The organism is Shimia sp. MIT910701 (genome assembly GCF_047126315.1).
Lineage (GTDB): Bacteria > Pseudomonadota > Alphaproteobacteria > Rhodobacterales > Rhodobacteraceae > Shimia.
The window spans coordinates 1307090-1328983 of record NZ_CP138953.1; the positions used below are offsets into that span (position 1 = coordinate 1307090).

General features: G+C 58.2%; 25 protein-coding genes and 1 tRNA gene. 15 read left to right on the top strand and 11 right to left on the bottom strand.

The annotated features are described in order from the left end of the window. Window positions 1-46 precede the first annotated feature (46 nt). From SIB38_RS06255 to SIB38_RS06265, 3 genes are read left to right on the top strand one after another with little or no spacing between them, the layout of a single operon-like run. Entirely contained in the window at window positions 47-1279 is a 1233-nt protein-coding gene (locus SIB38_RS06255) for an amino acid ABC transporter permease (protein WP_294116211.1), read from the top strand. Window position 1280: 1 nt separating this feature from the next. Beyond that, the gene (locus SIB38_RS06260) at window positions 1281-2576 is read left to right on the top strand and encodes an amino acid ABC transporter permease (protein ID WP_294116213.1); all 1296 of its coding nucleotides are present in this window, start codon (window positions 1281-1283) and stop codon (window positions 2574-2576) included. A gap of 15 nt (window positions 2577-2591) precedes the next feature. Next, a complete protein-coding gene (locus SIB38_RS06265; protein WP_294116215.1) occupies window positions 2592-3383 on the top strand; it encodes an amino acid ABC transporter ATP-binding protein in 792 nt (263 codons plus the stop codon). A 51-nt stretch (window positions 3384-3434) separates the two neighbouring features. Here SIB38_RS06265 and SIB38_RS06270 read toward each other — a convergent pair whose 3' ends face one another. The 9 genes from SIB38_RS06270 to rpmH form a co-directional block, all read right to left on the bottom strand. Beyond that, window positions 3435-3884, bottom strand: a complete 450-nt coding sequence (locus SIB38_RS06270; RefSeq protein WP_412551637.1) for a DUF411 domain-containing protein — start codon at window positions 3882-3884, stop codon at window positions 3435-3437. Window positions 3885-3950: 66 nt separating this feature from the next. Then, a complete protein-coding gene (locus SIB38_RS06275; protein ID WP_412551638.1) occupies window positions 3951-4466 on the bottom strand; it encodes a SixA phosphatase family protein in 516 nt (171 codons plus the stop codon). After that, complete coding sequence (locus SIB38_RS06280; protein ID WP_294116218.1) at window positions 4463-5089, bottom strand: ferredoxin; 627 nt, start codon at window positions 5087-5089, stop codon at window positions 4463-4465. The genes SIB38_RS06275 and SIB38_RS06280 overlap by 4 nt, the downstream gene beginning before the upstream one ends. After that, a complete protein-coding gene (locus SIB38_RS06285) occupies window positions 5086-5880 on the bottom strand; it encodes a sterol desaturase family protein (RefSeq protein ID WP_412551639.1) in 795 nt (264 codons plus the stop codon). Before SIB38_RS06285 ends, SIB38_RS06280 begins: the two co-directional genes overlap by 4 nt. Window positions 5881-5945: 65 nt before the next feature. Continuing rightward, a complete protein-coding gene (gene argB, locus SIB38_RS06290; protein WP_294116220.1) occupies window positions 5946-6809 on the bottom strand; it encodes an acetylglutamate kinase in 864 nt (287 codons plus the stop codon). Window positions 6810-6989: 180 nt separating this feature from the next. Next, window positions 6990-7310 carry a putative quinol monooxygenase gene (locus SIB38_RS06295; RefSeq protein ID WP_294116221.1) on the bottom strand — a complete coding sequence of 107 codons (321 nt, stop codon included), beginning with the start codon at window positions 7308-7310 and terminating at the stop codon, window positions 6990-6992. A 137-nt stretch (window positions 7311-7447) separates the two neighbouring features. Next, the gene (locus tag SIB38_RS06300; RefSeq protein WP_294116222.1) at window positions 7448-7768 is read right to left on the bottom strand and encodes a putative quinol monooxygenase; all 321 of its coding nucleotides are present in this window, start codon (window positions 7766-7768) and stop codon (window positions 7448-7450) included. A gap of 153 nt (window positions 7769-7921) precedes the next feature. Beyond that, complete coding sequence (gene rnpA / locus SIB38_RS06305; protein ID WP_412551640.1) at window positions 7922-8356, bottom strand: ribonuclease P protein component; 435 nt, start codon at window positions 8354-8356, stop codon at window positions 7922-7924. Between the two features lie 33 nt (window positions 8357-8389). Then, complete coding sequence (gene rpmH / locus SIB38_RS06310; RefSeq protein ID WP_005980833.1) at window positions 8390-8524, bottom strand: 50S ribosomal protein L34; 135 nt, start codon at window positions 8522-8524, stop codon at window positions 8390-8392. A 158-nt stretch (window positions 8525-8682) separates the two neighbouring features. On the opposite strand from rpmH, the gene SIB38_RS06315 reads away from it, so the two are divergent. The 5 genes from SIB38_RS06315 to SIB38_RS06335 all read left to right on the top strand — a co-directional run bounded on the left by SIB38_RS06315 (window position 8683) and on the right by SIB38_RS06335 (window position 12640). Next, window positions 8683-8868: a hypothetical protein gene (locus SIB38_RS06315; RefSeq protein ID WP_412551641.1), complete on the top strand. Its 186-nt coding sequence runs from the start codon at window positions 8683-8685 to the stop codon at window positions 8866-8868. Window positions 8869-8931: 63 nt separating this feature from the next. Further along, window positions 8932-9672, top strand: a complete 741-nt coding sequence (locus tag SIB38_RS06320; protein WP_412551642.1) for a TVP38/TMEM64 family protein — start codon at window positions 8932-8934, stop codon at window positions 9670-9672. A gap of 3 nt (window positions 9673-9675) precedes the next feature. Then, window positions 9676-11094 (top strand): dihydrolipoyl dehydrogenase family protein, encoded by a 1419-nt coding sequence (locus tag SIB38_RS06325; RefSeq protein ID WP_412551643.1) that lies wholly within the window; start codon window positions 9676-9678, stop codon window positions 11092-11094. Between the two features lie 18 nt (window positions 11095-11112). Further along, the gene (locus SIB38_RS06330; protein WP_412551644.1) at window positions 11113-12501 is read left to right on the top strand and encodes a sensor histidine kinase; all 1389 of its coding nucleotides are present in this window, start codon (window positions 11113-11115) and stop codon (window positions 12499-12501) included. Window positions 12502-12563: 62 nt separating this feature from the next. Further along, a tRNA-Arg gene (locus SIB38_RS06335) sits at window positions 12564-12640 on the top strand. A gap of 103 nt (window positions 12641-12743) precedes the next feature. Here SIB38_RS06335 and SIB38_RS06340 read toward each other — a convergent pair. Further along, complete coding sequence (locus SIB38_RS06340; protein ID WP_412551645.1) at window positions 12744-13652, bottom strand: LysR family transcriptional regulator; 909 nt, start codon at window positions 13650-13652, stop codon at window positions 12744-12746. A gap of 132 nt (window positions 13653-13784) precedes the next feature. On the opposite strand from SIB38_RS06340, the gene SIB38_RS06345 reads away from it, so the two are divergent. Both SIB38_RS06345 and SIB38_RS06350 read left to right on the top strand, forming a co-directional pair. Next, window positions 13785-14771, top strand: a complete 987-nt coding sequence (locus tag SIB38_RS06345) for an alpha/beta fold hydrolase (RefSeq protein WP_294116230.1) — start codon at window positions 13785-13787, stop codon at window positions 14769-14771. A gap of 199 nt (window positions 14772-14970) precedes the next feature. Beyond that, entirely contained in the window at window positions 14971-15573 is a 603-nt protein-coding gene (locus tag SIB38_RS06350) for a pyridoxamine 5'-phosphate oxidase family protein (protein ID WP_412551646.1), read from the top strand. Window positions 15574-15614: 41 nt separating this feature from the next. Here the strand turns inward: SIB38_RS06350 and SIB38_RS06355 are convergent, their stop codons facing one another. Then, entirely contained in the window at window positions 15615-16532 is a 918-nt protein-coding gene (locus SIB38_RS06355) for a LysR substrate-binding domain-containing protein (protein ID WP_294116232.1), read from the bottom strand. 135 nt (window positions 16533-16667) lie between these two features. Between SIB38_RS06355 and ugpB the strand changes: the two genes are divergently transcribed. From ugpB to SIB38_RS06380, 5 genes are all read left to right on the top strand, one after another. Next, entirely contained in the window at window positions 16668-17990 is a 1323-nt protein-coding gene (ugpB, locus tag SIB38_RS06360; protein ID WP_412551647.1) for a sn-glycerol-3-phosphate ABC transporter substrate-binding protein UgpB, read from the top strand. An 84-nt stretch (window positions 17991-18074) separates the two neighbouring features. Then, the gene (ugpA, locus tag SIB38_RS06365) at window positions 18075-18956 is read left to right on the top strand and encodes a sn-glycerol-3-phosphate ABC transporter permease UgpA (RefSeq protein WP_294116234.1); all 882 of its coding nucleotides are present in this window, start codon (window positions 18075-18077) and stop codon (window positions 18954-18956) included. Further along, the gene (gene ugpE / locus SIB38_RS06370; RefSeq protein ID WP_294116235.1) at window positions 18956-19807 is read left to right on the top strand and encodes a sn-glycerol-3-phosphate ABC transporter permease UgpE; all 852 of its coding nucleotides are present in this window, start codon (window positions 18956-18958) and stop codon (window positions 19805-19807) included. Before ugpA ends, ugpE begins: the two co-directional genes overlap by 1 nt. 14 nt (window positions 19808-19821) lie before the next feature. Then, window positions 19822-20877 (top strand): sn-glycerol-3-phosphate import ATP-binding protein UgpC, encoded by a 1056-nt coding sequence (locus SIB38_RS06375; protein WP_412551648.1) that lies wholly within the window; start codon window positions 19822-19824, stop codon window positions 20875-20877. Beyond that, window positions 20874-21839: a glycerophosphodiester phosphodiesterase family protein gene (locus tag SIB38_RS06380; protein ID WP_294116237.1), complete on the top strand. Its 966-nt coding sequence runs from the start codon at window positions 20874-20876 to the stop codon at window positions 21837-21839. Before SIB38_RS06375 ends, SIB38_RS06380 begins: the two co-directional genes overlap by 4 nt. The last annotated feature ends 55 nt before the right edge of the window (window positions 21840-21894 follow it).

Here is a 21894-nt window from a genome sequence, read left to right on the forward strand (position 1 = left end):
CAACGACGCCCATAATTAACCGGCCGACGAACGGGGAAGATCCTATATGACCACTCTGACCGACCCTCCCAAGGAGTCGTTCCGGCTGTCTATGCTGATCAACGATACGCGCTATCGCTCGTTGACGTTCCAAGCAATTGCAGCCGTCGCTCTGGCGCTGGCGATTTGGTATCTGGGCAACAACCTTATCCAGAACCTTCGGGCCGCCGGCCTCAATATTTCTTACAGTTTTCTCGGCGATCCAGCTGGTTATGACATCAACCAGCGTCTTGTCGAATATGACAGCCAATCCAGCCATGCGCGCGCCGCGCTTGTCGGTGTTCTGAACACTATTCTGGTGGCGTTTCTGGCCTGTGTCACCGCGACCATATTTGGTGTGATCGCCGGTGTTCTGCGCCTGTCCAACAACTGGATCGTGTCCAAGTTGATGGCCGTCTACGTGGAAATCTTCCGCAACATTCCGGTGCTGATCTGGATCATCATCATCTTCACCATCATGACCGCGGTCATGCCTGGACCACGCGAGTTCCGGGGCGACAACGCGACGTCGAGCATGGTGCTGGACCTGTTTGCCTTCACCAACCGGGGTGTCTACATCCCGATGCCGTTCTTTGAGAACGGGCTGTTTGGCAGTGCAACGCTGAACTGGGTTCTGGTGCTGCTGGTTGCGGCTGGGTCGTGGTACGCGGTGCGGACCAACAACGCCCGGGCCGCGAATGTGCAGGCTGAGACCGGTGTGCGTCCTAAGACACTATGGATCAACCTGGCGATCTGGCTGGTGCCGTTTATTGCCTTGATGTTCATCATGGGTCTGAGCTGGGAAGTGCCGGAACTGAAAGGCTTTAACTTCAAAGGCGGCATCAAAGTTGGCGGTCCTCTGATCGCGCTGTGGTTTGCGTTGTCGATCTACACCGGTGCCTTCATTGCGGAAAACGTGCGTGCTGGTATTCAGGCTGTGTCTAAAGGCCAGACCGAGGCGGCCTCTGCACTGGGTTTGCGCCCTCGTCGCGTGATGAACCTCGTGATCCTGCCACAGGCTTTGCGGGTGATCATTCCGCCGTTGATCTCTCAGTATCTGAACATCACTAAGAACTCCTCTCTGGCGATTGCCGTGGGCTATGCGGATATCACCGCGACGCTGGGGGGCATTACGCTCAACCAGACCGGCCGCGCGATTGAATGTGTGCTCCTGCTGATGTTGTTCTATCTCACCGCGTCGTTGCTCATCTCTATGGCGATGAACGTCTACAACGCATCCGTTAAGTTGAAGGAGCGCTGAGATGTCTGATCAAAACAACAACTCCATCGCTTTTGTCGCCACCGAAACCATCCCGGAAAGCCCGCCCCCGGCGCGTGAGACCGGTGTGGTGAAATGGATGCGGGAGAACCTGTTCTCCTCTATTCCGAACAGCATCCTGACAATTGTGGCGCTGCTACTGATCTATTCGGTGCTGAAAAACACGTTGCCGTGGATTTTCAACGGCCTTTGGACCACCTCGTCTCTCGCGGAATGTCGGGAGATTCTGGACGGCACCACAGGCGCCTGTTTCTCGGTGCTGACCGAGCGTTGGAACCAGCTGATCTATGGGTTCAAATACCCGGTGGATGAATACTGGCGTCCAAATGTGGCCTTTGTGCTGATGCTGGTCGCCATTGCGCCGGTCTTGTTCTTTGACCTGCCGCGCAAGCTGTTGATCTTCACTGCGCTCTATCCGTTTGTGGCCTTTTGGCTGATCTGGGGTGGCACCATTCTCGCACCGCTGGTTGCGTTGGTTGGCTTTGTCGCTGCGGGCGCGTTTTTCCAGAAATTCGGTCGCAACAACTTTGCTCTTGGCTTCTTTGGAGCCGTGGTCATTGCGTTGATCATCTGGGCGCTTGGCGGGGCGATGATTCCGGAAGGTGCGTCTGACAGCGCATTGCTGCCGGCTGTGCCGAGCCGCGACCTTGGTGGCTTTATGCTCAACATGATGCTGGGTCTGACCTGTGTGTCGTTGTCGGTGCCGCTGGGGATTGCCTTGGCGTTGGGCCGTCAGTCTGACATGCCGCTGATCAAAGGCATCTGCGTTGTCTTCATCGAATTTGTGCGGGGGGTTCCGCTGATCACGCTGTTGTTTGTGGCGTCGGTCATGCTGTCCTACTTCTTCCCGCCGGATGCGACGGTGGACCTGTTCCTGCGGGTTGTGATCATGATCACGCTGTTCTCGGCGGCCTATATTGCCGAGGTGGTACGGGGTGGTCTCGCCGCGTTGCCAAAAGGGCAGTATGAGGCGGCTGACAGCCTTGGGCTGGACTATCCGCAGGCGATGCGTCTGATCATTCTGCCGCAAGCGTTGAAGATCTCGATTCCGGGTATCGTGAACGTGGCGGTGGGCTTGTTCAAGGACACAACCCTCGTGTCGGTCATCTCGATGTTCGACCTCGTGGGGATGATCCGTGGGCCGATCCTCGCATCTACCGAATGGAACGGCGTTTACTGGGAACTTTTCGGCTTTGCCGCCGCCCTGTTCTTCGTCGTTTGCTACGGCATCTCTCAATATTCCCAGTGGCTTGAGCGCAAGCTGCACAAAGGCCACTAAGAAGGAGTTCACAATATGTCTGAACTTATGTCTGATCGCGAAATCGACCGCTCCAAGATGCATGTGGGCAGCGAAGTCGCCATTCAAATCTCCAACATGAACAAGTGGTACGGGTCTTTCCACGTGCTGCGCGACATCAACCTGACCGTCAATGAAGGTGAGCGGATCGTGATTGCGGGGCCATCCGGCTCCGGTAAATCGACCCTGATCCGCTGTATCAACCGTCTGGAAGAGCACCAGTCGGGCGACATCATCGTGGATGGTACCGAGCTGTCCAACGACCTCAAGAACATCGACAAGATCCGGTCCGAGGTTGGCATGTGCTTCCAGCACTTCAACCTGTTCCCGCATCTGACGATCCTTGAGAACTGTACGCTGGCGCCGATCTGGGTGCGCAAAACACCCAAGAAAGAAGCCGAAGAGATCGCGATGCACTTCCTTGAGAAGGTGAAGATCCCGGATCAGGCTCTGAAGTATCCAGGTCAGTTGTCCGGTGGTCAGCAGCAGCGTGTGGCGATTGCCCGTTCGCTGTGCATGAAGCCGCGCATCATGCTGTTTGACGAACCAACCTCGGCGCTTGACCCGGAGATGATCAAAGAGGTGCTCGACACCATGATCGAACTGGCGGAAGAGGGCATGACCATGCTCTGCGTGACCCACGAGATGGGCTTTGCCCGTCAGGTGGCGAACCGTGTGATCTTCATGGACCAGGGCCAGATCGTGGAGCAGAACGAACCGGAAGAGTTCTTCAACAACCCGAAGAGCGAACGGACCCAGTTGTTCCTGAGCCAGATTCTGGGTCACTGATCCCGAACACAGATCAAAAAGAAGGCCGGGCATTTGCCCGGCCTTTTGCGTTTAGCTATGGCTTTCAAACACTTCTGTACGGCCATCTGGATGGATCAGCAGGGTGTCATAAGGCTCGACCTCGCCGCCCACTTCCATGCCGGGAGAGCCCATGGGCATACCCGGCACAGTGATGCCACGTGCACTGGGGCGCTCGGCGAGAAGACGGCGAATGTCGGATGCCGGTACGTGGCCCTCAACAAGATAGCCGTCGATCAAGCCTGTGTGGCAAGAGGAGGTCTCATCCGTCAGGCCCAGGCGGGCTTTGATGTCCCAGAGCTGTTCATCCGGGATTGCGTGGCTCTCGACAATGAACCCTTCCGCGCGCAGGTGGTCTTCCCAAGCACCACAGCAGCCGCAAGTAGGGGATTTTACAACCTTGATGGTAGGGGTGTCGGCCATGGCGGGAAGACTGGCGAGAGGCAGGCTGGCGGCGGCCAGCAGAAAGGCGCGGCGGTGCATGAGGGGCTCCTTGTTTGGCGTTGTTGGACAGATAGGCACCAGCAAACGGTGGCGCAATGCGCTGGATCAAGTGGCGTCTTCTTGCGCAGCGATGACCTCGCGGGGGATTGCGAAGTCTATCACTGTGCCTTGCGAGAATTTCACGTCGGACCAGCTGTGGAGATCAAAGTGAAACACGGTGGTGGCGCAGGTGGGATAGTCCGAGAAGCGCGGGTCGCTGGCCTGATTTTGGGCCAGCATTTCAGCGAAGTAGGCGATGCCCGGGTTGTGCCCCAGCATCAGGATGGTGTTGGCCTCTGCGGTTTGCAGAACATGCAGCATGACGTCCGCACCGGCGTGATAGAGGGCATCCTCGTAGCGGGTTGTGGCCGCAGTGATGCCTAGTCGGGCATAGGTCTCGCGGGTGCGTTCTGCGGTGGAGCAGAGCAGCTCCTCAGGCAAATAGTCTTTGTCTTTGAGCCACTTGCCCATCGCGGCGGCGGAGGTGCGGCCGCGTGCGTTGAGAGGGCGGGCGTGATCCGGTTGCATGAAGTCGTCCCAGCTTGATTTGGCGTGGCGCATCAGGATCAGGGTACGGCTCATGGATGAAAGGACCTCATATGTAAGGCGGATTGCGCGTCGGTGCGCTCGGCTTTGCCTGAGTGTGGACAGGCGCGGCGGGCAATGCAACCGCGGGACATGCAGTCGGAGCCTTCTTGGGTGTCCAAGAAGGCGTGGCAAGCAGCGACCTTGTAGCCGGTTTCTGCGCTGAGCGCGTCCACCGGACAGGTCGTGGTGCAGGGGGCCTTACAGGTGAGGCAGGGAGAGGGCATATCCTGCTGAGGTAAAGGGATTTCTGTCGGCAAGATCAGCGCCCCACGTAGGGAGATCATCAGGCCCACTTCGGGGTGCACCATCATGCCGACGGGGCTTTGGAAGAACGGTCCGCTGTCCAAGGCCCAACGAATGAACGGCGGATAGGGCGGGCCGTCGGAGGGGAATTGGCATGTTCCGCCAAACTCGTGGGCGAGATTGCCAACCACCCGTTTGGACCACCGGTCGACTGGATGCTTTTCACCGTCCAGATATTCTGGCGACGCGCTAAATGCGGCCCAAAAAGCCGGGCCGGTGCCAAAGAGCACAATGGTTTTGCCGTCCTCATGCAGCGCCCCCATGGTGAGCAGGCCCGCGTTTGCGGCGGCAGCTTGGATGGCGTCCAGCGTCATTTTGCACGGAAGGGGAGGCGCAGGCTCCAGGAAAGTTTGGTGGGGCGGGTATCTTGCCACTCTAATCCGATGGTCATCTCATTATGTCCTGCACGGGGTTGCGCGATATAGGTTCCCAGCGCGCGGTCCCAGATCGACAGGGCAAAGCCATAGTTGCTGTCGTGCTCGTCCCGAAGCACCGAATGATGCACACGATGCATGTCGGGTGTGACCAAAACAAGCCGGATCAAACGGTCGAGTTTGGCGGGCAGGTGGATGTTGGCGTGGTTGAACAACGCGGTGCCGTTGAGCAGGATTTCAAACACCAGCACGGCCAGCGCGGCAGGACCAAGCAGATAGATCAGGCTGATTTTGAGCCCCATCGACAGCGCAATTTCCACCGGATGGAAGCGAATGGCGGTGGTGACATCAAAGTCTGGATCCGCGTGGTGCACCCGATGCAGGCGCCACAGGAGCGGGATTTTGTGGGTGATAAGGTGTTGCAACCAAATGGCAAAATCCAGGATCAGGATTGCCAAAATGAACTCAATTGCGACGGGGAGGTGCAAGATGTTGAACAGACCCCAGCCGTTGGATTGGGCATCAGAGGCCGCGCCGACGGCGAGCAAGGGCAAAGCGATGGCCAGGGCGCGAAGGGTTAAGGTGTTGAGGGCAGACAGCCCCCAGTTGGTCATCCAGCGGCGGGATTTGGACCAGTTCAACGGTCGACGTGGGGCCAACGTTTCGATCCCAGCGAGTAGGATGAAGAGGCCAAAGAAAACGCTCAGGCGGATCAGAAGCTCGTGTTGCATTAAGAGGCATCCATAGTGGTGGCCTCTCAATATATTTATTTTTCAGAATGTGAAAAGGGGCGGTGTTAGTCGGCTCGGATCATCGAGCCTGCACCATGTTCGGTGAAGAGCTCCAGCAGGCAAGCATTGGGGGCGCGGCCGTCCAGAATGACCACAGCGCGCACGCCTTTTTCGATGGCGGCAAGGGCTGTTTCGGTCTTGGGGATCATGCCACCAGCAATCACGCCTTCTTCAGTAAGGTCGCGGATTTGTTGCGCTTTTAGCTCTGTCAGAACTTCGCCTTCGCCGTTCTTCACACCGGCTACATCAGTCAGCAGCAGAAGGCGGTCCGCTTCCAAGGCTCCGGCAATGGCGCCGGCGGCAGTGTCGCCGTTGATGTTGTAGGTTTCGCCGTTGCGGCCCGCGCCCAAAGGCGCGATCACCGGAATGGTGTCATTGGCAAAGAGTTCGTGCAGAATCGCTGGGTTCATGTCGGCCGGGGTGCCGACAAAGCCGAGGTCTGGGTTGGTTTGGTCACAGACAATCAGGTTGGCGTCTTTGCCAGACAGACCAACCGCTTTGCCGCCCTGACGGTTGATCGCAGAGACGATGCGTTTGTTGACCACACCGGACAAAACCATCTCCACCACTTCGACAGTTGCGGCGTCGGTGACGCGTTTGCCGTTCACAAAATCGGATTTGATTTCAAGACGTTCCAGCATCGCGTTGATCATCGGACCACCGCCGTGCACGATCACCGGGTTGATGCCCACCTGGCGCATCAGAACCACGTCGCGAGCAAAATCATCCATGGCTTCGTCGCTGCCCATGGCGTGTCCGCCAAGCTTAATAACCACGGTCGCACCGGTGTAGCGCTGCAGGTAGGGCAGGGCTTGGGACAGGGTGCGGGCGGTGGCGATCCAATCGCGGTTCATATCTTGTGTCTTCATGTTGGCTGGCCTCTTTGTCAGAGCGTGTTAACCGCTCTTGTCAGGAGTGCCAAGACGCACCGGAGGGTTGATGTGCCGATTTGGTAAAAAAGGGGCAAATTAACCCGATTTGGCACATCAGTATTGCGTCGGTATCACGACTGTTTTGCGGAGGTGGGGCTGTTTGTTAACAACAGCGTCTTAACGCGCATGCACGGAGGGTGCGGCGGAGGGGACAAAATGCGGTGTCAGCTCTTTGATCACCAGATCGGTGACCCCGTTCTCAAACAGGTCCTGAAAGTCATGCAAGGCGTCACTGTTCAAGAAGAGTTGCCAGTCGCGACGACTTTCCCAGCGGTGGAACAGAATGAATTGTCCCGGATCACCGGTGCCGGTGTGGACGTCAAAACGCAGGCAGTTTTGCTCGTTCAGCACCCGTTGGGCGAGGCGCAGCAATCCCTTGCGCACGCGGGTGCGGTTGGGCGAGTCGAGATAAAAGGACGCCATAATTGTAACGGTCATCTGAAAGCCTTTGCCGATTCTTTGCAGACAGCGGTAATGCGCCAAGCCTGCGTCGGAAAAGTTTACTTAACAGTGAAAGAAAATGGCGCCTTCGCCTTAAAGGTGAGATAATTTTAGAGATGTCGGTTATTGAGTGTTTAACTTGCCAACGCGAAGCAGGTGGAGCGCCGTGGGCGCAAGGGGGCCTGTTTGGCCACGGTGAGGTCTGACAGCAGGCCGTACACCTCGGTTTGAAACGCAAAATGCGCCTCGGAGTTGAGGTAGGCTTGCCAGGCCGCGGCATTGTCCCACTTTTGTTGGATGTGGAATTCGGACGGGGAATCCGCAAGGGTTGTGGCGGCATAGCTGATACAGCCCGGCATATTGCAGGCGCGGGCGGCCAGCGTTTTTAAGGCGCTGGCCACGTGATCTGCGTCACGCTCATCCGTTGAGAAGGAGACCACCACTGTCTCTCTCATTGATCCACTCCATACCGATTTCAAACGGTTTCACCCCGAAACACATTCGACTGGATGGATATATGAGCAGGGGGTAAACGGTAAAGGCACAGAGTGTCTTAGATTTTAGACAATCTGTTTGCAGCCGTGCGAACATGTAACGCCTTCAGAGGGTTACTTACGCGGGGTATGCAATTTGCGCAGGGCCCATTTCAGATCCCCTTGCAGGGTTTTGAAGGCGCGACTGTCGGTTTCGTCTTTGCGGCCGATCAGAACATAGTCCCAGCCAGCTTGGCCGTGGGTTGGGAGAATCGCGCGGGCGACTTCGCGCATCCGGCGTTTGGCGCGGTTGCGGGCAACGGCGTTGCCCACTTTCTTGGAGCAGGTGAATCCGACGCGGATGACGGAAGGATCGATGTCTTCGTCGTCGCGGCGTTTGCGGGCCTGGATCATCATCGCCTTAGTGCCTTGCTTGCGGGCACGGGCGGCGGCGAGGAAGTCGCTGCGTTTTTTAAGGACGGGCAGGGCAGGCTGCGCACAAACGGAAACCGCCGGAGACGTTGTCCCGTTGGAGGCTGTGCCTTCCTGTGGGGTCTCCGGCGGTGTCATTTTTCTAAACGGCCTGTTCAGGCAGTCGTGCGCTTATGCGCTCAGCGACTTACGACCGCGTGCGCGGCGTGCGTTCAGGATCTTGCGGCCAGCTTTGGTGGCCATGCGCGCACGGAAGCCGTGGCGGCGTTTACGAACCAGGTTCGAAGGTTGGTAGGTGCGTTTCATCGCTCCGTCTCCGTCATGTTGTTTCAGTGGGCCCCGGCGCGAGATTCGCGGTGCCTATCTATTCGAAGACCGGTCTTTAGACGGGCCTGCCGGATAAGTCAAACGTCAGATGGGGGATTTTTGGCAAAAAGGCAAGGTCCGGAGAGGAAACTGTGCGAATGAAACGCCTCTTCCTTCAATGGGCTGTTTTCTGCGTGGTTTGGTGTCTTTCAAAAGGGGCGTCTGAAACAATCGGCGGCTTTGAGACGGACTTCCAAGTGGCAATATTACAAGTCATTTGTCGCATTGTTACGGTTAACCAAGAATTCCTCACGAAACGTGGCGTCGTGATCAAGCGCCCGTGAGGTCTCTGTTGTTTTACCAATACGTCAGCCATGTTGGGGTAAGACCAAGAAAACGGATCAAAGATGTCTGATGTGACGGATACTTCGCAAGAAGCCAAATCCAAATTGGCGCGTATGCTGCCGCTGGCAGCGCTTGTCGCCGGGGCTGTGTTGGGTGCTTATGTTTTGGGGGACTACCTGAGTTTTGAAGCCTTGCGCGATAATCGCGAGATGCTGATTGGCTACCGTGATGCGCATTACGCGCTTGCTGTTGTGGTGTTCATGGCGATTTATGTGGTGATCGCGGGGTTCTCTTTGCCGGGGGCCACCATCGCGACGCTGACCGGCGGCTTTCTGTTTGGCACCTTTCCTGGGGTGTTGTTCAACGTAGGCGCGGCGACGATTGGCGCCACGGTGGTATTTCTGGCCGCGCGATGGGGGCTTGGCGACCGGTTGGCAGCGAAGATGGATGCCAGCGAGGGAAAGGTGAAAGCGATCAAGGACGGAATTGATGAGAACCAGTGGTCGATGCTGTTCATCATCCGTCTGGTGCCTTTGGTGCCTTTCTTTGTGGCTAACCTGATCCCAGCCCTCGTGGGCGTGCCGCTGTGGCGTTATGTGGTGTCCACTTTCATTGGCATTATTCCCGGTGGGCTGGTGTACACGTCAGTGGGTGCCGGATTGGGCGAGGTGTTTGCCCGTGGCGAGACGCCGGATCTGGGCATTATTTTTGAGCCACATGTGTTGTTGCCGATCCTTGGCCTGGCGGCGCTGGCGTTCCTGCCGGTTGTGCTCAAACTCATTCGCGGCAAAGAGGCGCTGTAAATCATGGAACAGATCAAGACGGATGTGCTGGTCATCGGGGCTGGCTCTGGTGGGTTGTCTGTGGCGGCTGGGGCAAGCCAGATGGGGGCCAGCGTGGTGCTGCTGGAAGGCCACAAGATGGGCGGCGATTGCCTGAACTTTGGCTGCGTTCCCAGCAAGGCCCTGCTGGCGAGCGCCAAAATGGCGCATCAGCAAACCAAGGGCGGCGCCTTTGGTGTGCCTGATCAGGTGCCGCAGGTGGATTATGCGGCGGCCAAGGCGCATGTGGCGGATGTGATTGCCCAAATTGAACCGATGGACAGCGTGGAGCGGTTTGAAGGCTTTGGCGTGCGAGTGATCCAGGAATACGGGCATTTCATCAGCCCGTCGGTGGTGCAGGCCGGGGATCATCAGATCACGGCACGGCGCGTGGTGATTGCCACCGGGTCCAGCCCGCTGGTGCCGCCGATCCCCGGGTTGGATCAGGTAGACTATCTGACCAATGAAACCCTGTTTGAGATGACGGAGACGTCGGAGCATCTGTTGATCATTGGCGGCGGGCCAATTGGTATGGAGATGGCGCAGGCGCATGTGCGGTTGGGCGTCAAGGTCACTGTAATCGAGGGCGCCAAGGCGCTCGGACGGGATGATCCGGAGATGGCGGCAATTGTGCTGGAGCGGCTGCGTGGCGAAGGTGTGGAGATTGCCGAGGACGCGATGGCGAAGGCGGTGACCCAGAAAGATGGCGTGATCACGGTTGAGGCGCAGGATGGGCGCAGCTTTAGCGGCTCCCATCTGTTGGTGGCCGTGGGGCGCAAAGCCAATATGGCGCGGCTCAATCTGGAGGCCGCAGGGATCGAGACCCACAAGACCGGGATTTCGGTGGATGCCTCGCTGAAGACCTCCAACAAGAAGGTCTATGCCATTGGCGATGTCGCGGGTGGCGCGCAGTTCACCCATGTGGCGGGCTATCAGGCCGGGGTGATCATCCGGTCCATGCTGCTTGGGCTGCCGGCCAAGGCGCGCACAGATCACATTCCTTATGCGACTTACACCGACCCAGAGCTGGCGCAGGTTGGGCTGACCGAGGCGGAGGCGCGGGCGCAGTATGGCGACAAGCTGACCGTGACGCGGTTTGAGAGCCACCACAACGACCGGCTTATTGCCGAGCGCAATGCCTATGGACTGATCAAGGCGATGGTGGTGAAAGGCCGCCCGATGGGAGTGTCGATTGTCGGGCCGCAGGCGGGGGAGTTGGTGAATCTGTGGTCGCTGGTGATTGCCAATAAACTGAAGATGAGCGCGGTGGCGGGGATGGTGTCGCCCTATCCTACGGTGGGCGAAATCAACAAGCGGGTTGCAGGGGCCTATTTCTCGCCGCAACTGTTTGATAATCCTAAGGTGAAACGGGTGGTTGGCTTGGTGCAACGCTGGCTGCCGTAACCAGAACGGTCGCGAAACATGCTCAACACGCTTTCAGGTCGGTTCCTGATCCTGACGGTCATCTTTGTGATGCTGGCGGAAATCCTGATCTTTGTGCCGTCGATTGCGCGCTATCGGGAAGACTATCTGTTGCTGCGGTTGGAGCGGGCGCAGATTGCCTCGCTTGCGCTTCTGGCGGATGACATGATTGATGTGGAGCTGGAGCAGGAGCTCTTGAAAAACGCGGGCGTGTATAACGTGGTGTTGCGGCGCGATGAGATGCGGCAGTTGATCTTGAGCTCTCCCATCCCGGAGCCGATCAGCGCGACCTATGACATGCGCAGCGCCACGGCGGGCGTGTTGATCAAAGACGCGATGATGCAGCTGTTTGAGACCCGCAACCGTGTGGTGCGGGTGATTGGCGCGCCGGTGCAGGACGCCGGGCTGTTGATCGAGGTGACGATGGACACCGCAGAGCTGCGCATGTCGATGATTGACTACGGTGTGCGCATTCTGGCGCTGTCTGCGGTGATCTCGGTGGTCACGGCATTTTTGCTGTTTCTGGCGGTGCGGGCCATTTTAGTTCGCCCGATCAAAGGCGTGGTCGGCTATATGCAGACCTATGCCGCGGCCCCGGAGGATGCGCGCAGTCTGATTAAGCCGCAAGCCGGTGTGACGGAATTGCGGGAGGCGGAAGAGGCCTTGCTGGCGTTGCAGACAGAGTTGACAGCTTCGCTCAAACAGCGGGAACGGTTGGCACAACTGGGCGGCGCGGTGGCTAAGGTGAGCCATGATCTGCGCAATATCCTGACCTCGGCGCAGCTGTTCACCGATCGCATTGAAAGCAGTGAAGACCCGCTTGTGCGGCGGTTGGCGCCCAAACTGGTGAACTCGATCACCCGCGCGGTGCATCTGTGTGAAAGTACTTTGGCGTTTGGCAAAGCTGAGGAGCCTGCGCCGACGCTGACGCGGTTTGCGTTGAGTGAGACCGTGGGTGATGTGATCGCCTCTGAACGGCTGGCGGTGGAAGACTACGACCTGAGCTTTGGCGAGGATATTCCGGCGGGCATGATGGTTCGGGCCGATCCGGAGCAGATGTTCCGGGTGGTGAGCAATCTGGTGCGCAATGCGCGGCAGGCGATTGTGGCGAGCGGGCAGCCGGGTGAGATCGCAGTGAGTGCCACGGAAAATGACGACTCATGGCTGATCACGGTGAAAGACACCGGGCCGGGGTTGCCGCCCAAAGCACAGGAACACCTCTATCAACCGTTCCAAGGCGGGATTCGCAAAGGCGGGTCCGGTTTGGGGCTGGCAATTTCCTCAGAATTGGTGCGCGGACACGGCGGAATGCTCACGCTTTCAGAGACCGGCGCGGGCGGAACAACCTTTGAAATATGCCTTCCGAAAGGGGAAGTGGCGATAAAATGATTTTTCTTCGTTTTAGCCCTTGCGCCCCCTGAGAGTTCACTTTAAACCGCCCCTCACACCGCGCTCTGGTAGCTCAGCTGGATAGAGTACTTGACTACGAATCAAGGGGTCGGGGGTTCGAATCCTCCCCAGAGCGCCACTATACTCCCCACAGAATAGTGACATATCCAGCTTCCATACATTGACGTTTTACGCCCTGTTTTGCAGGCGGATTTGCGCGTGGTTTGCCTTTGTGTTGATGTCTAGGGCAGGTCCACTTCGGGAATCATCTGCTTCAAACGCTCGCCTGCAAAATCCAGGAAGGCGCGGACTTTGGGGGCGACCAGTTTGCTTGGCGGGTAGACCAAATGCACTGCCCAAGGCGGTGGCAGGAAAGGTTGCAGAAGCGGCACCAACTCGCCGCGCTTAAGTTGTTCATCAACCGTATAAGACAATGCCATAGTGATGCCTTCTCCGTCGATGGCGGCGGCAAGAGCTGTGGGGGCATCGTTGACCTCAAAGCGCGGGGTGAGCTGCACATGTCCACGGGTGCCACCGGAGTTATAGTGCCAGTCGTGGCTGGGCAATATTCCGGTGAACCCAATCATCGTATGCCGTTTCAGATCGGGAGGCACTTTGGGGGTGCCATGTCGGGCGAGATACGCCGGGCTGGCGACAAACAGGCGGCGCACGTGGCCAAGGCGCTTTGCCATCAAGTTTGAGTCCGGCAGGTTGCCGATGCGGATGGCCACATCAATGCCTTCCTCCACAAGATTGGTGACCCGATCCACGGCGATCAGAGACACGGACATGCGCGGGTGCGCCTCCAGAAAGGCGCGCACGACAGGGCCTGCTATCAGGCGGCTGAAGGTCATAGAGCAGGATACGGTGAGATGGCCCTGGGCGATGCCCATCTGGCCCACAGCCTGCTTTTCCGCGTCATCAATTTCGGAGAGCAGGCGGCGGGTGGCCTCCAGAAAGCTGCTGCCCGCATCGGTTAGAGAGAGTTGCCGGGTGGAGCGGGTCAACAGTTGCACGCCCAGCCGCGCCTCCAGTGCGTTCATGGTGCGGGTCACGGCGGGCGGGGACATACGCAACTTGTTGGCGGCCTGCACAAAGCTGCCGGTGTCATTGATGGCCGCGAAGACCTCCATCTGTAGGATGCGATCCATTTGTTCCACTTTCTGAAATAGTGACTTTCAAGATCGGCATATTATTCCGAAATAGCAAGGACGCTATCTGTCCTCTTGTCAAAAGCGACACCGCCACACCCTGGCGCAGCGTTCATAACGAGGGATACAGATATGAAACGGAATGATCTTAAACAGAGTTTGCTCACCGGCTTGGTCACGCTTGGCCTCGGGGCGCAGCTGACGTCTTTGCCAACACTGGCGCAGGCCGGGCAGTTGCCGCAAGCTGAGGCTGCGGTCACCTACAACACGGTCACCATCGAGGGACAGGAGATTTTCTACCGCGAGGCTGGTCAGGCAGACGCACCGGTTGTGCTGTTGTTGCATGGGTTCCCTACCTCGTCTCAGCAGTACCGCAACCTGATCCCGGAGTTGGCGGAAGACTATCGGGTGATTGCGCCGGACTATCCGGGATTTGGCGCCAGTGCGATGCCGGGTCGGGCAGCGTTTGACTACAGCTTTGCCACCTATGCCTCGCTGATGGATGGGTTCACCGATGCCTTGGCCTTGGACAGCTACAGTCTCTACGTGATGGATTACGGCGCGCCGGTGGGTTACCGGCTGGCGTTGAAGGAGCCAGAGGCGGTTGAGGCGCTGATCATTCAGAACGGCAATGCCTATGACGAGGGCTTGCAGGAGTTCTGGGACGTGTTCCGCACCTATTGGGCGGACGGCGGAGCCGAGGCCCGCGAACCGTTGCGGGACTTTCTGAATGTGACGGCCACGGAATGGCAATATACCCATGGGGTGCCTGAGAGCCATGCGCATCGCCTGAGCCCGGATGCCTGGATGCTGGATCAGGCCTATCTGGACCGGCCGGGCAATCAGGAGATCCAGCTGGATCTGTTTTACGACTACCGCACCAACGTTGATCTTTATCCGGAGTTCCAAGCCTATTTCCGTGCGCATCAGCCGCCGACGCTGATTGTCTGGGGAGAGAATGACTACATCTTCCCGGCGGAAGGGGCTGCGCCCTATTTGCGTGACCTGCCGGAGGCCGAGTTGCACATGATTGATGCGGGGCATTTCATTCTGGAATCGCACGGGCCGGAAGTGGCGGGGCTGATCCGCGCGTTTCTGGATCGAGAAATCAAAGACTAACCCAACGCGGCGCGAGGGGAGCCTCTCGCGTCGTACTTCTCTTCCGCTCGCAAAGGGACTGATACAATGACACCCCGCCCCCATTTCCGCCGTTTACCGGCAAACCGGAGAGAGTCCCGCTGGCCTACAGGCCGGAGGATCATCCCGGCCTGTTCGACCTGGCCCTGTAATCTGTCACTGTCAGAGAAAGGTCCGAGATATGGGACATAAGTTTGCAGAGATTGCCTTTACCGACGCGGTGAAGCGGCACCAGGAGGACGCCGGGACGCGTGCATCCTATGCGCGGATGGAAGCGCGGGAGGATTACAACAATCGGTTGGGCCCGCATGAGGCGCAGTTTATTGCGGCGCGGGACAGTTTTTATATGGCGACGGTCAGCGAGATTGGCTGGCCGTATATGCAGCATCGCGGCGGGCCGGTGGGGTTCCTAAAGGTGCTGGATGAGCGACGGCTGGCGTTTGCCGATTACCGAGGAAATCGACAGTACGTGAGCCTTGGCAATCTCAGTCAAAACGAGCGCGTGTCCCTGTTTTTTATGGACTACCCCAATCGGACGCGGCTGAAGCTGTTGGGGCGGGTACGGGTTATTGCACCGGAGGAGGAGGCGTTGTTGGCGCGGCTGTCACCGGATGCGGGGTATCGCGCCCGGGTGGAGCGTGGGTTTGAGATCACGTTGGTTGGGTTCGACTGGAACTGTCCGCAACACATAACACCACGTTATTCCCAAGCCGAAGTGGAAGGCGAGTTTCTGCGGCTTCAGAACCGGATTCGCGAACTGGAAGACCAATTGGCGGGATCTTAAAGTTTGCGATGGGGGTCGGTGGCGAAAGTCACCGGCCTTTTTTATCCGCGTTTCACCTCTTTGGCGGAGGCCACATAGGGTTGCAGGCTTTCGATAAAGGCGTCGATAAAATCCAGTACAACAGGCGAGGTGGGGCCGGAGGCGGGTTGCAGGATTGAGAGGCGGTGGAAGAGCTGGGGCTTGAACGGGCGGATCACGATGCCGGTGGCGCGGTAGGCTTCTGAGTCCAGTGCGCTGACCACAGAGGCGCCCATGCCCTGGGCTACCATGGTGCAGGCGGTGGTGAACTGGCGCACTTCGATCAGGCTATTGAGTTCCACGCCGTCTTCTGAGAAGGCGCGGGAGAGGTGCTGGTAAAACCGGCTGTCGCGGCGGGTGTGAATCAAGCGCTCTTGGGCGAGGTCGCGCGGGGTGATGTGATCCTGATCCGCCAGCGGGTGGCCAGCGGGGAGGATGCAGGCGGATTTGATGTGCAGATCCTGGCTGCGGGTGGCGGGGTGACCGAGGAAACCGTCGGTGATGCCGCAGTCATATTGCTCACCGATGATCCATTCGAGAATGCGCTCTGGGCGGTCCGGTTCCAGGGTCACGGTGACGTTTGGGCGCTCTTTGAGGAAGTTGACCAAAACGCCGGGCAAGTGGCTGGTGGCGAAGCCGGGCAGGCAGGCGATGCGGACGTGTCCGCCGGTGCGCTCAATCAGGTCGCGGCGCAGATCGTCGAGGTGATCCAGCCCGTCCAGAATACGCTGCACCTCAGCCAGAAGGTAGCGCGAGTCACTGGTGGGTTCGAGCACACCGCGGTGGCGCGTGAAGAGTTCAATGCCGGCAGATTGGGAGAAATCTGAGAGCAAACGGCTTACTGCTGGTTGTGAAACACCCATGCGTTTGGCGGCTTTTGTCATATTGCCGGTTTCGGCCACGGCGCGGAAAGCTTCGAGCTGTCTTAGTTGGAATTTCAATGGCTTATCTCATGTTCGCCGCGATGCGGCATGTTTACTGTTTGGTTAAACTATAACATAGCGTTATGCAATTTGTTATAAATTCTTCACTTGCATTATGGCTTTAACTTTTCAATGATCCCGCCAGCACAGCAGATGGAGGAATTTCCTGTGACTCAATTTAAGACAGTTTTGTTTGGTGCTTTGGCCGCTGGCATGACCGCTGGCATGGCTTCCGCACAAACCGAGATCAACTGGTGGCACGCCATGGGCGGCACCAACGGCGAGCGCGTGGACAAGATTGCGGCGGATTTCAACGCCAGCCAGTCCGAGTACAAAATCGTACCGTCCTACAAAGGCAACTACACCGAAACCATGACCGCTGCTGTGGCGGCGTTCCGCGCCAAAGAGCACCCGCATCTGGTGCAGGTGTTTGAAGTGGGCACCGCAACCATGATGGCCGCCAAAGGCGCGATTTATCCGGTTGAGAAGATGATGGCGGACGCCGGTGAGCCTTTTGACAAAGGCGACTACCTGCCAGCGGTGATTTCCTACTACCAGACCCCAGAGGGCGAACTGCTGTCCATGCCGTTCAACAGCTCCACCCCGGTTCTGTGGTACAACGCGGACGCGCTGAAGGCGGCTGGTGTTGACGCGCCAAAGACCTGGGATGATGTGAAATCCGTTTCCCAAGCGCTGGTCGACAACGGTATGGACTGCGGCATCAGCTTTGGTTGGCAGTCCTGGGTGATGCTGGAGAACTATTCCTCCTGGCACGACAAAGAAATGGGCACCAAAGAGAACGGTTTTGCCGGTTTCGACACCGAGTTCACCTTCAACAAAAACGACAAGCTGGCCGCGCGTCTGGACGACGTGGCAGCGATGTCTGAAGGCAACCTGTTCAAATATGGCGGTCGTCGCGGTGACTCCCTGCCGATGTTCACCAACGGTGAGTGCGGCATGTGGATGAACTCTTCCGCATACTATGGCTCCATCAAATCTCAGGCTGAGTTTGAATTTGGTCAGACCATGCTGCCGCTGGACACCGCAGCTGCGGATGCGCCACAGAACTCCATCATTGGTGGCGCAACCCTGTGGGCGCTGGCCGGTCATGAATCTGAGGAATACAAAGGTCTGGCGAAGTTCATGACTTACCTGTCTTCCCCAGAAGTGCAGGCGTGGTGGCACCAGGAAACTGGCTACGTGCCAATCACCACTGCGGCTTGGGAACTGTCCAAGGACCAGGGTTTCTATGACAGCAACCCAGGCACCGACACAGCGATCAAACAGCTGAGCCTGAACACCCCAACCGCCAACTCCCGCGGCATCCGCTTTGGTAACTTCGTGCAGGTGCGCGACGTGATCAACGAAGAGATGGAAGCGCTGTGGGCTGGTGACAAATCCGCTCAGGAAGCATTGGACGCCGCCGCTGAGCGTGGCAACGCCCTGCTGCGCAAGTTTGAGCGTTCCGCCAAATAAGTGAACCTCCCCTGCGCCCGGCGGACCATTGGTGTTTGCCGGGCGTGTTTCTGTCTAAACGACCCACCCTGACTTGAGGGCCGCATGCTCAAACGCGTCCACTTTCCCACATCTGTCTTGCCCTACCTGCTGGTGGCGCCACAGATTATCATCACGCTGATCTTCTTTATCTGGCCTGCGAGCCAGGCGGTGTATCAGTCTTTCCTGATCGAAGACGCCTTTGGTCTGTCCACCGAGTTTGTGTGGTTTGAAAACTTCCAGATCTTGTTCGAAGACGAGCTCTACCTAGAGACCTTCTGGCGCACGATCGTGTTTTCGGCCGCTGTGGCGGTTCTGTCGATGGGCTCGGCCCTGATCCTGGCGGCCTTTGCCGACCGTGTGGTGCGCGGCGCAACCACCTACCGAACGCTGATGATCTGGCCCTATGCGGTGGCGCCGGTGCTGGCCGGTGCGCTTTGGGTGTTCATGTTCAACCCGACGTTGGGCATCTTCCCATATATCCTTGAATTCATTGGCATCGACTGGAACCATTACCTGAATGGCACCCATGCGATGCTGCTGGTGATCTTTGCCGCCGCGTGGAAGCAGATTGCCTATAACTTCCTGTTCTATCTCGCCGCGATGCAGTCGATCCCGCGCTCTTTGATTGAAGCGGCGGCGATTGATGGGGCAGGGCCGGTGCGCCGGTTCTGGGACCACATCTTCCCGCTGATCTCGCCCACGACCTTCTTCCTGTTGGTGATCAACGCGGTTTACGCCTTCTTTGACACCTTCGGCATCATCCATGCGGTGACCCAGGGTGGTCCGGCCAACAGCACAACGATCCTTGTCTACAAGGTGTTTAACGACGGCTTTGTTGGGCTCGACCTTGGCGGGTCGGCGGCGCAGTCGGTGATCCTGATGATCCTCGTGATCGCAATGACGGTGGTTCAGTTCCGCTATGTCGAAAGAAAGGTGGAATACTGATGGTTGAAAATCGTCGTATCCTTGGGATCATTTCCCACATCGTGCTGATCCTTGGCGTGATCATGGTGGCTTTGCCGATCTGGATCACCTTTGTCGCCAGCACCCATGACGCGGTGCGGATGACGCAGGCGCCGATCCCGATGCTGCCTGGCTCGCATTTCATTGAAAACTTCAAACAGACGCTGTTTGGCGCTGGGCTGTCGGGGTCAGAAGGCGCTCCGGTGTGGCGGATGCTACTCAACTCGCTGGCGATGGCCCTGATGATTGCTTTTGGCAAAATTGCGATTTCGCTGCTCTCGGCCTTTGCGATTGTCTACTTCAAGTTCCCGTTCCGCATGGGGTTCTTCTGGATGATCTTCATCACCCTGATGTTGCCGGTGGAAGTGCGGATTTTACCAACCTTTGAGGTGGTGGCGAACCTAGGCATGCTCAACAGCTATTGGGGCCTGTCGATCCCGCTGATCGCCTCGGCCACGGCCACATTTATGTTCCGGCAGGTGTTCTTGACCATTCCCGATGAGATGCTGGAAAGCGCGCGCATTGATGGAGCTGGCCCGCTGCGGTTCTTCTGGGACATCCTGATCCCGCTCAGCCGGACCAATATCGCCGCGCTGTTTGTGATCCTCTTCATCTACGGCTGGAACCAGTACCTCTGGCCGCTCTTGATCACCACCGACACCGACATGACCACCATTGTGATGAGCATCAAACAGATGCTGGAAGCGGCAGAGCAATCGCCGCAGTGGAACATCATCATGATGACCGCGCTTTTGGCGATGATCCCGCCGGTGTTTGTGGTTGTTGGCATGCAAAGGCTCTTTGTGCAGGGCCTCACTGAAACTGATAAATAACGGGGATCCTGAGAATGGCATCCATTACACTCAAAGACCTTGTCAAAACCTATGGCGATGTCGAAGTCCTGCACCATGTCGAAGGCGAGATCCAGGATGGCGAGTTGATCGTCATCGTCGGCCCGTCGGGCTGCGGTAAGTCCACGCTCTTGCGCATGGTTGCGGGGCTTGAGACCGTGACCTCTGGCGAGATCAGCATTGGTGACACGGTGGTCAACACGCTGGAGCCAGCCGACCGCGACATTGCGATGGTGTTCCAGAACTACGCGCTTTATCCGCATATGTCGGTGCGCGAGAACATGGCCTATGGACTGAAGATCCGCAAAATCTCCAAAGAGGAAATTGAACGCCGTGTGCAAGAGGCGGCGGAGATTTTGGAGATTGGCCAGTACCTTGACCGAAAGCCGCGCCAGCTGTCCGGTGGTCAGCGTCAGCGTGTGGCCATGGGGCGTGCGATTGTGCGCAATCCACAGGTGTTCCTGTTTGATGAGCCGCTGTCCAACCTCGATGCCAAGCTGCGGGTGCAGATGCGTCTGGAAATCCGCAAGCTGCAGCAGCGTTTGGGCGTGACCTCGATTTACGTGACCCACGATCAGGTTGAGGCGATGACGTTGGGCGACCGGTTGATGGTGCTGAATGGCGGCTATGTCGAGCAATTTGGCACGCCGATTGAGCTCTATGACCGCCCGGCCACCGAGTTTGTGGCGGGCTTCATTGGCAGCCCGTCGATGAACTTCCTGCCGGTGGATGCGCAGGGCGGCACTCTGGTGCTGGGTAATGGCGCAACATTGGCGGGCGGTGCGCAGGCCAGTGGCAAGGTCACGCTGGGCGTGCGTCCGGAGCATCTGGTGCAGGATGATGCAGGGGCGATCCGCATTGTTGTGCAGATGGTCGAGCAATTGGGCGCCAACACATTGGTGCACGGGGTTCTGGAAGGCTCCGAGACCGACGTTGTGGCGAGCGTTCCGGGGCATGTCACGAGTGATGCGGGCACGGTGATGCGCTTTTCTGCTGCGGCCGAAGACCTGCACCTGTTTGACGCAACCACAGGCAAGCGGATCGACGCATGACGCAGTTTCCCCAGTTAAACGGTTTTCGCGGTGCGCCCGGATTGGTCCGGCTGGTCGGGCATCGCGGCGCGCGGGGCGTGATGCCGGAGAACACACTTGAGGGGTTTGAGTTCACGGTGAAGTCCGGCGTTGTGGCGCTGGAGTTTGACGTGGTGCTGACGCAGGACGCGGTGCCGGTGGTGACGCACAATCATCACCTGTTAAACGCGGCCACGCGTGGGGCGGATGGCAAGTGGTTGCAAGGCGCAGAATTGAAGGTGTCTGAGCTGCCGCTGGCGCAGTTGCAGAGCTATGACGTTGGGGGCCTTGATGGACGCACGGTCTATGGCCAGCGTTTTCCGGATCAGGTGTTTATGTCCAACGTCCGGGTGCCAACCTTGGGCGATCTGCTGGATATGGCGCTGAAACCGCAGGGTGCAGATATGCTGTTCCTGTTGGAGATGAAGTCGGATCCGGAGACGGCGCATATGCCTGAGGTGACCGAGAGATTGGTCGCTGAGGCTGTGAAAGCGGTGCGAGACCGTGGGTTAGAGCAGCGCACGGTGTTGCATAGTTTTGACTGGAATCTACTTGAGGTGTGCGGGCGTATTGCGCCGGATATGCCGCGGTCGTTTTTGACAATCATGCCGAAGAATGCCGATGACCCAGGTGAGGATTCCTCAAAGTCGGTGGCGCCGGATTTTGCCAAGCTAGGTATGCCCGTGCCGCAGGCGGTTGTCGAAGCCGGTGGGCAAATGTGGTGCCCGCATTATTTGGATGTGACGACGGAGGCGGTGGCGCAAGCGCATGCGCTGGGCCTGTTGGTGTCGACCTGGACCGTGAACGAGGTCGACGACCTGCATCGTATGATTGATGCAGGGGTCGACGGCATTGTCACGGATTACCCGGGCCGGGCGCAGCGGGTGCTCTTGGAACGCGGGCTGGTTTGGGACGAAGACGTTACCCGCATGGTGGCGGAGTAATCTGCCACCACTTGCTGGTGTGGGCCGGTCTTGGCCGGTAAGGTGCCGGTTTGTG

Coding starts and splice junctions, on each gene's coding strand:
- ugpE (WP_294116235.1), top strand. CDS start 18,956: ATGGTTGAAAATCGTCGTATCCTTGGGATCATTTCCCACATCGTGCTG.
- rnpA (WP_412551640.1), bottom strand. CDS start 8,356: ATGACACCGCCGGAGACCCCACAGGAAGGCACAGCCTCCAACGGGACA.
- SIB38_RS06330 (WP_412551644.1), top strand. CDS start 11,113: ATGCTCAACACGCTTTCAGGTCGGTTCCTGATCCTGACGGTCATCTTT.
- SIB38_RS06270 (WP_412551637.1), bottom strand. CDS start 3,884: ATGCACCGCCGCGCCTTTCTGCTGGCCGCCGCCAGCCTGCCTCTCGCC.
- SIB38_RS06320 (WP_412551642.1), top strand. CDS start 8,932: ATGTCTGATGTGACGGATACTTCGCAAGAAGCCAAATCCAAATTGGCG.
- ugpB (WP_412551647.1), top strand. CDS start 16,668: ATGGAGGAATTTCCTGTGACTCAATTTAAGACAGTTTTGTTTGGTGCT.
- SIB38_RS06300 (WP_294116222.1), bottom strand. CDS start 7,768: ATGAGAGAGACAGTGGTGGTCTCCTTCTCAACGGATGAGCGTGACGCA.
- rpmH (WP_005980833.1), bottom strand. CDS start 8,524: ATGAAACGCACCTACCAACCTTCGAACCTGGTTCGTAAACGCCGCCAC.
- SIB38_RS06315 (WP_412551641.1), top strand. CDS start 8,683: ATGAAACGCCTCTTCCTTCAATGGGCTGTTTTCTGCGTGGTTTGGTGT.
- SIB38_RS06255 (WP_294116211.1), top strand. CDS start 47: ATGACCACTCTGACCGACCCTCCCAAGGAGTCGTTCCGGCTGTCTATG.
- SIB38_RS06375 (WP_412551648.1), top strand. CDS start 19,822: ATGGCATCCATTACACTCAAAGACCTTGTCAAAACCTATGGCGATGTC.
- argB (WP_294116220.1), bottom strand. CDS start 6,809: ATGAAGACACAAGATATGAACCGCGATTGGATCGCCACCGCCCGCACC.
- SIB38_RS06265 (WP_294116215.1), top strand. CDS start 2,592: ATGTCTGAACTTATGTCTGATCGCGAAATCGACCGCTCCAAGATGCAT.
- SIB38_RS06260 (WP_294116213.1), top strand. CDS start 1,281: ATGTCTGATCAAAACAACAACTCCATCGCTTTTGTCGCCACCGAAACC.
- ugpA (WP_294116234.1), top strand. CDS start 18,075: ATGCTCAAACGCGTCCACTTTCCCACATCTGTCTTGCCCTACCTGCTG.
- SIB38_RS06275 (WP_412551638.1), bottom strand. CDS start 4,466: ATGAGCCGTACCCTGATCCTGATGCGCCACGCCAAATCAAGCTGGGAC.
- SIB38_RS06285 (WP_412551639.1), bottom strand. CDS start 5,880: ATGCAACACGAGCTTCTGATCCGCCTGAGCGTTTTCTTTGGCCTCTTC.
- SIB38_RS06350 (WP_412551646.1), top strand. CDS start 14,971: ATGGGACATAAGTTTGCAGAGATTGCCTTTACCGACGCGGTGAAGCGG.
- SIB38_RS06340 (WP_412551645.1), bottom strand. CDS start 13,652: ATGGATCGCATCCTACAGATGGAGGTCTTCGCGGCCATCAATGACACC.
- SIB38_RS06325 (WP_412551643.1), top strand. CDS start 9,676: ATGGAACAGATCAAGACGGATGTGCTGGTCATCGGGGCTGGCTCTGGT.
- SIB38_RS06380 (WP_294116237.1), top strand. CDS start 20,874: ATGACGCAGTTTCCCCAGTTAAACGGTTTTCGCGGTGCGCCCGGATTG.
- SIB38_RS06280 (WP_294116218.1), bottom strand. CDS start 5,089: ATGACGCTGGACGCCATCCAAGCTGCCGCCGCAAACGCGGGCCTGCTC.
- SIB38_RS06345 (WP_294116230.1), top strand. CDS start 13,785: ATGAAACGGAATGATCTTAAACAGAGTTTGCTCACCGGCTTGGTCACG.
- SIB38_RS06295 (WP_294116221.1), bottom strand. CDS start 7,310: ATGACCGTTACAATTATGGCGTCCTTTTATCTCGACTCGCCCAACCGC.